5 protein-coding genes are annotated in these 6,301 nt (G+C 68.3%); 4 read left to right on the top strand and 1 reads right to left on the bottom strand.

What is annotated here, in order from left to right:
* The first annotated feature begins 195 nt into the window (after nt 1–195).
* Both AC1RS9_RS14320 and AC1RS9_RS14315 read left to right on the top strand, forming a co-directional pair.
* Entirely contained in the window at nt 196–762 is a 567-nt protein-coding gene (locus AC1RS9_RS14320; RefSeq protein WP_040014822.1) for a DUF4352 domain-containing protein, read from the top strand.
* A 261-nt stretch (nt 763–1,023) separates the two neighbouring features.
* Nucleotides 1,024–1,458, top strand: coding sequence for a PASTA domain-containing protein (locus AC1RS9_RS14315; protein ID WP_006946077.1), 435 nt, complete (start codon nt 1,024–1,026; stop codon nt 1,456–1,458).
* 93 nt (nt 1,459–1,551) lie between these two features.
* Here AC1RS9_RS14315 and AC1RS9_RS14310 read toward each other — a convergent pair whose 3' ends face one another.
* Nucleotides 1,552–2,175 carry a GNAT family N-acetyltransferase gene (locus tag AC1RS9_RS14310; protein ID WP_006946247.1) on the bottom strand — a complete coding sequence of 208 codons (624 nt, stop codon included), beginning with the start codon at nt 2,173–2,175 and terminating at the stop codon, nt 1,552–1,554.
* Nucleotides 2,176–2,569: 394 nt separating this feature from the next.
* Between AC1RS9_RS14310 and AC1RS9_RS14305 the strand changes: the two genes are divergently transcribed.
* Together AC1RS9_RS14305 and AC1RS9_RS14300 are read left to right on the top strand one after the other, a co-directional pair.
* Entirely contained in the window at nt 2,570–4,147 is a 1,578-nt protein-coding gene (locus tag AC1RS9_RS14305) for a carboxyl transferase domain-containing protein (RefSeq protein ID WP_040014862.1), read from the top strand.
* A 5-nt stretch (nt 4,148–4,152) separates the two neighbouring features.
* On the top strand, nt 4,153–6,282 hold the full coding sequence (locus tag AC1RS9_RS14300; RefSeq protein ID WP_492921952.1) for an acetyl/propionyl/methylcrotonyl-CoA carboxylase subunit alpha: 2,130 nt from the start codon (nt 4,153–4,155) through the stop codon (nt 6,280–6,282).
* Nucleotides 6,283–6,301: the final 19 nt, after the last annotated feature.

The raw sequence follows: 6,301 nt of genomic DNA, 5'->3' as shown, positions 1-6,301 counted from the left end.
AGTACGAGACCATCATGACCACAGCGGCCACCCAGGCCGCATGACCAACATGTCACCTATCCGTGCAGCAGTCCCCAATGAACTGAGTGTGGTTGACCTCGACGGACTCCTCATGGCGCACCAACGCAGGCAGTCACCCAAAGAAGTCACCTCGCGAACCCCCGCGAAAGATACGAAACCCTCCATCTTGGCCGCATGCGCAATCTGAAGATTTGCTCCGTGGCGGCTGCCCTCGCCCTGTGCGGCTGTTCGTCAGAGGTCAAGAACACGAACGACGCCCCTGGCAGCAACACCCCCGCCTCGTCGGCCTCGTCAGCCGCCGGGGAAGGCACGACACCTCAGACATCCAGCTCAGCGACCTCTACGTCATCTGACGAAGTCAACAGCAAGACCAAGCCCTTCGGATCCACGTTCACGTGGGACGACGGCGTCGCGATCACCATCTCGAAGCCTCAGCCCTTTCAACCGTCTCCCTACGCAGCCTCTGACACCAAGTTCAAGAAGTTCGTCATCGTCGATGTCACGTTGAAGAACGGATCTAAAGAGCCCTACAACGCCATGACGCTCACGACCACAGCCACGAGCGGAGATAAGCAATCCGACGGGGCCTTCGACACCGAGAAGGGCGTTGATCTGCCCACCGCTGACATTCTCCCCGGCAAGACGCTCACTTGGAAGCAGGCCTACGGTGTCGACGCCACGGGCGACCTCGTCATCGCGGTTGAAAACGGCTTTGGCAACGCAAAGGGCTATTACAAATAGGACAGCGCCCCGACGGGGTTGGACAAGATCACTGCGGCGGCGCTGATCATCACGGTACAGCCGCCTCTCATACGGAACTACTGCGGCGCCCCGTGAACTCGGAAGGGGACGGAGGGCCTCAGCGTCCGTTATCCCGGTTCATCCTTAAGCCACCACATCGGCGCAAGCCCCGGACATGAGAGGTCCCTGCCGTGCGTGACGAGTTGGACACAAGCATGACCAGCGAGACTTAAGCCAGGGAACTCAGCCTAAGGTCGATCTATGAACAAGACCAGCCTCCTCGCCCTGACCGCGGTCCTCGCCCTCGCCGGTTGCTCGAGCAACGACACCGACAAGGCCGAGGACGCCGCAACCAGTGCTGCGTCGCAGGCCACGAGCGCGGTGGCGAGCGCAGGCTCCGCAGCATCGAGCGCAGCCGGCGATGCCAGCTCCAAGGCCGTCGGGGCACAGGCCGAGCCGTTCACCATGCCCGACGAGACCGGCAAGACCTTGCAAGCCGCGCAGGACGACGTGCAGCGGGTCTCCGGCAACCCGCTCTACGTCTCGCACTCGGACGACGCGCTCGGCACGAGCCGCCCCCAACTGCTCGACAAGCACTGGAAGGTCTGCTCACAGACCCCTGCGGCCGGAACCGAGGTCAAGGACGGCGTCGACGTGCGGTTCAAGACCGTCAAGCTCGACGAAACCTGCCCCTGACGTAGCGTCGCCGACGCCACACGTTGTCGCGCCTCAGGGGCCTCGCGACGCTCCCTCACACGCGACGCTGGGCGCCGCATGGGCCGACCACCCTCATTGGCTCCGCTCAGACGCCACGACGGGGTGCGCCGGCCGCCACCCCAGGCGCGCGAACGGCTCAGGGTAGGTGATGACGCCGCGCGGTCCGGCGTGTGCCTGGCTTTCAGCGTCACCGTCGCGCCCCCAGCCGTCCGCGAGAGGACGCGCCTGGAAGAACTCACCCCATGACGGGTCTGCGCTGATGCCGAGATCCGCAGCCGGCACGAAACCCAAACGCGCGTGATAGCCCGGCCCACCCAGCAGGACGATGACGCTCGCGCCCGCCTGGCGAGCAGCGCCCAGAGTCGCCCCCATCAACCGTGACCCGATGCCCTGCCCCTGCCTCGACGGCTCGACCGACAACGGCCCCAGCCCGAGCGTCGGCGCCCCGTCGAGGTCACCCCCGGTCGCCATCACGTGCCCGACGATTCTGTCCCCATCGAGTGCGACGAACGCGAACCTCGGGTCGTACGAAGCCGATTCGCGAAGCCAGCCTACGAGCGTCGCCTCACCGGGAGCCCGACGCACCGGCGACGGCATCGACGCCGACGCCAGACTCGACGCCTGCGCCGCGCTCTGGTCGGACGACCCGCAGGCCGCACCCCCGAGCGTCACGACGAGCGTCGCTCCCGCTCCCACAGCCGCCCGTCGCCACGACTGAGCATGATTCGTGAATTCATCCCTGCGAGTCATCAGATCCCCCTGGTCCCCCGCGGCCGTCGCAGCCTCGACGGCCGCCGCCAACCGGCCGCGCACATGCGCACCTCACTCACCAGGACGCTCGCCTCGCCGACTCGTAAAGCCCTTGGCACGAATGCGACACGGACGGTTGACGACGCCAGCCGCCACAAGCGGCCCACCGCCCACCGCTCACTGCGACGACTCCCGCCACGTGCTCGGGCGAGGACACCCGGGCAGACCTCCCCGCTCACCACACTTGAGTTAATTGTGATTAACTGAATGCGCGAGTGACGCAGGTCACGTGATCGCTCGCACCGACCCGTCCCACCGACGTCACGGGGTGAGCGAACGCATGGCCTTCGACCAAGCCGCCAACCGAGCCGAGCATCTGCGCCTGCTCGACGATCTGAACGACAAGCTGGCCCGCGCTGCGAAGGGTGGCAGCGACAAGTCGCGCGAGCGCCACGTCGCCCGCGGCAAGCTGTTGCCGCGCGACCGCGTCGAGACGCTGCTCGATCCGGGCAGCCCGTTCATCGAGCTCGCGCCCCTCGCCGCCGACGGCATGTACGACGACGAGTGCCCCGGCGCCGGCGTCATCGGCGGTATCGGCCGCGTCGAGGGTCGCGAGTGCGTCATCGTCGCGAACGACGCGACCGTCAAGGGCGGCACGTACTACCCGATGACGGTGAAGAAGCACCTGCGCGCGCAGGAGATCGCGCGCGAGAACAACCTGCCGTGCATCTACCTCGTCGACTCCGGCGGAGCGTTCCTGCCCAAGCAGGACGACGTGTTCCCCGACCGCGACCACTTCGGCCGCATCTTCTACAACCAGGCGACACTGTCGGCGAAGGGCATCCCACAGATCGCCGCCGTCATGGGCTCGTGCACCGCCGGCGGCGCCTACGTGCCCGCGATGAGCGACGAGACCGTCATCGTGCGCGAGCAGGGCACGATCTTCCTCGGCGGCCCGCCGCTGGTGAAGGCTGCGACGGGCGAGGTCGTCACGGCCGAGGATCTCGGTGGCGGCGACCTGCACTCGAAGGTCTCAGGCGTCACCGACCACCTCGCCGATGACGACCACGACGCGCTCATGACGGTGCGCAGCATCGTCAGCACGCTCGGGCCGAAGCCCGAAACCCCTTGGCGCACCGTGGAACCCCGCGACGCGGTCCATGACCAGGAGCGCCTCTACGACGTCGTCCCCGTCGACCTGCGCACACCGTACGACGTGCACGACGTCATCGAGACGATCGTCGACGCCGGGGAGTTCCACGAGTTCAAGGCCGAGTACGGCAAGACGCTCGTCACCGGGTTCGCGCACATCCACGGCCACCCCGTCGCGATCATCGCGAACAACGGCGTGCTGTTCGGCGAATCCGCGCAGAAGGGCGCGCACTTCATCGAGCTTGCCGACAAGCGCAAGACGCCGCTGCTGTTCCTGCAGAACATCACCGGTTTCATGGTTGGCCGCGAGTACGAGGCCGGGGGCATCGCCAAGCACGGCGCGAAGATGGTGACGGCCGTCGCCTGCGCGCGCGTACCGAAGTTCACCGTCGTCATCGGCGGCAGCTACGGTGCCGGCAACTACTCGATGTGCGGGCGCGCTTACTCGCCGCGATTCCTGTGGATGTGGCCCAACGCGCGCATCAGCGTCATGGGCGGTGAACAGGCCGCGAGCGTGCTCGCGACGGTGCGCGGCGACCAGCTCGAAGCCGCCGGCACCCCGTGGAGCGACGACGACGCCGAGACGTTCAAGGCCCCGATCCGCGAGCAGTACGAGACGCAGGGCAACCCCTACTACTCGACCGCCCGCCTCTGGGACGACGGCGTCATCGACCCTGCCTCCACCCGCGACCTCGTCGGACTCGCCCTCGAGGCCTGCTCCGGCACCGACCTGCCCGACGTCAGCTACGGCGTCTTCCGGATGTGAGTGAGATGACCTCGAACACGACCTCCGCCCCCGACGCGAACGTCGAGAAGCGCGACATCGCAACGGTTCTCATCGCCAACCGCGGCGAGATCGCCGTCCGCGTCATGCGCACGCTGCGCCGCATGGGCATCCGCAGCGTCGCCGTCTACACCGACGCCGACGCGAGCGCGCTGCACGTGCGCGAAGCCGACGTCGCCATCAACCTGGACCGTCTCGACGTTGCGCGCGGTGACGCCAGCGCCCCGGTTCGCACGAACTACCTCAGCATCCCCGCCGTCATCGAGGCGTGCCGCATCAGTGGCGCCGACGGCGTGCACCCGGGCTACGGGTTCCTGTCGGAGAACACCGCGTTCGCGGCTGCGTGCGAGGAGGCGGGCATCGCCTTCCTCGGCCCCGGCAGCCGCGCCATCGAGACGATGGGCGACAAGATCACGGCGAAGACAGCCGTCAGCGCGTTCGACGTGCCCGTCGTGCCCGGCCTCGCCCGACCCGGTCTGAGTGACGACGAGCTCGTCGCGGCCGCGAGCGAGGTCGGTTTCCCCGTCCTCATCAAGCCGAGCGCCGGCGGCGGCGGCAAGGGCATGCACGTCGTCGAGCGTGCCGAGGACATGGCCGACGCCGTCGCGCGCGCCCGTCGGGAGGCCGCCTCGAGCTTCGGCGACGACACGCTGTTCCTCGAACGGTTCGTGCTGCGCCCGCGGCACATCGAGGTGCAGGTCATCGCGGACAAGCACGGCAACGTCGTGCATCTCGGCGAGCGCGAGTGCTCGCTGCAGCGCCGTCACCAGAAGGTCATCGAAGAGGCACCGTCACCGCTGCTCGACGACGCCACGCGTGCACGAATCGGCGAAGCGGCCTGCAACACAGCACGATCCGTCGACTACGTCGGTGCGGGGACGGTCGAGTTCATCGTCAGCGCCGACGCGCCCGACGAGTTCTTCTTCATGGAGATGAACACGCGCCTACAGGTCGAGCACCCCGTCACCGAACTCGTCACCGGCCTCGACCTCGTCGAGTGGCAGGTGCGCGTGGCCGCCGGTGAGCCGCTCGGGTTCACGCAGGACGACGTGACGCTGACGGGCCACGCCATCGAGGCGCGCGTGTACGCCGAGGACCCGGCGCGCGGCTTCCTGCCCACCGGCGGCGAGGTCATCTCGCTGTCCGAGCCGACGGGCGCCGGGGTGCGCGTCGACTCGGGGTTGCGCGTCGGCACGATCGTCGGCAGCAACTTCGACCCGATGCTGAGCAAGGTCATCGCTTACGGCCCCGACCGCGCGTCCGCCCTGCGAGGCCTCGACGCGGCCTTGGCGAAGACGCACATCGGCGGCGTCGTGACCAACATCGATTTCTGCCGCTTCCTGCTCGCCGACCCCGACGTCATCGCCGGGCGCCTCGACACCGGCCTGCTCGACGCGCGCGTCGCCGACTACGTCGCCACCCCCGCGCCCGACGGCGTGCTCGTCGCCGCAGCGTCGGCCTCGTTGGGGCTCGCCGGCGGTGGCGACCTGTGGGCCGGGCGAGACGGATGGCGCACCGGCCACAACAGCCCTCGGCGCGCCCGCTTCGCCGTCACCGACCCGCGTGAGGATGCGAGCGGCATCGTCGAGGTCGCCCTCACCCACCACCGCGACGGCGAGGACGTCACGATCAGCCGCGACGTGCCCGCCTCCATGACGGCGGCCCGCGGCGACGGGGAGACAACGCGGCTCGCCGTCGTCATCGAGGGCGAGGAGACCGACGGCACAACACGATTCGTCATCGACGCCGATGGCGAACGCCGCACGTACCGAACGGCGATCTCGAGCGACAAGAGCGGCACCCGCACGGTGTGGGTCGACTCACCAGACGGGACGTTCACGCTCAAGGAAGCACCACACGTCAGCCTGCGCGCGTCGGCTGCGGCCAGCGCCGGTGGTGACATCACGAGCCCGATGCCGGGCGCCGTCATCGCCGTGCAGGTCGCCGATGGTGCCGAGGTCGCGGCGGGTGACGTCGTCGTCATCGTCGAGGCGATGAAGATGGAGCACTCCCTCACCGCACCGATCGACGGCACCGTCGAAGTTCTCGCCCCCGCAGGCACTCAGGTGGCCGTCGACGAGGTGCTTGCTCGCATCACACCGCCCGACGCCTCCTGACCCCCTCCCTCTTCATCCC

The sequence above is a fragment of the Dermacoccus sp. MPR-E5 genome (genome assembly GCF_058809565.1).
The sequence above is the reverse complement of the archived record's forward strand: the minus strand, read 5'-3'. Positions and strand labels throughout refer to the sequence as shown.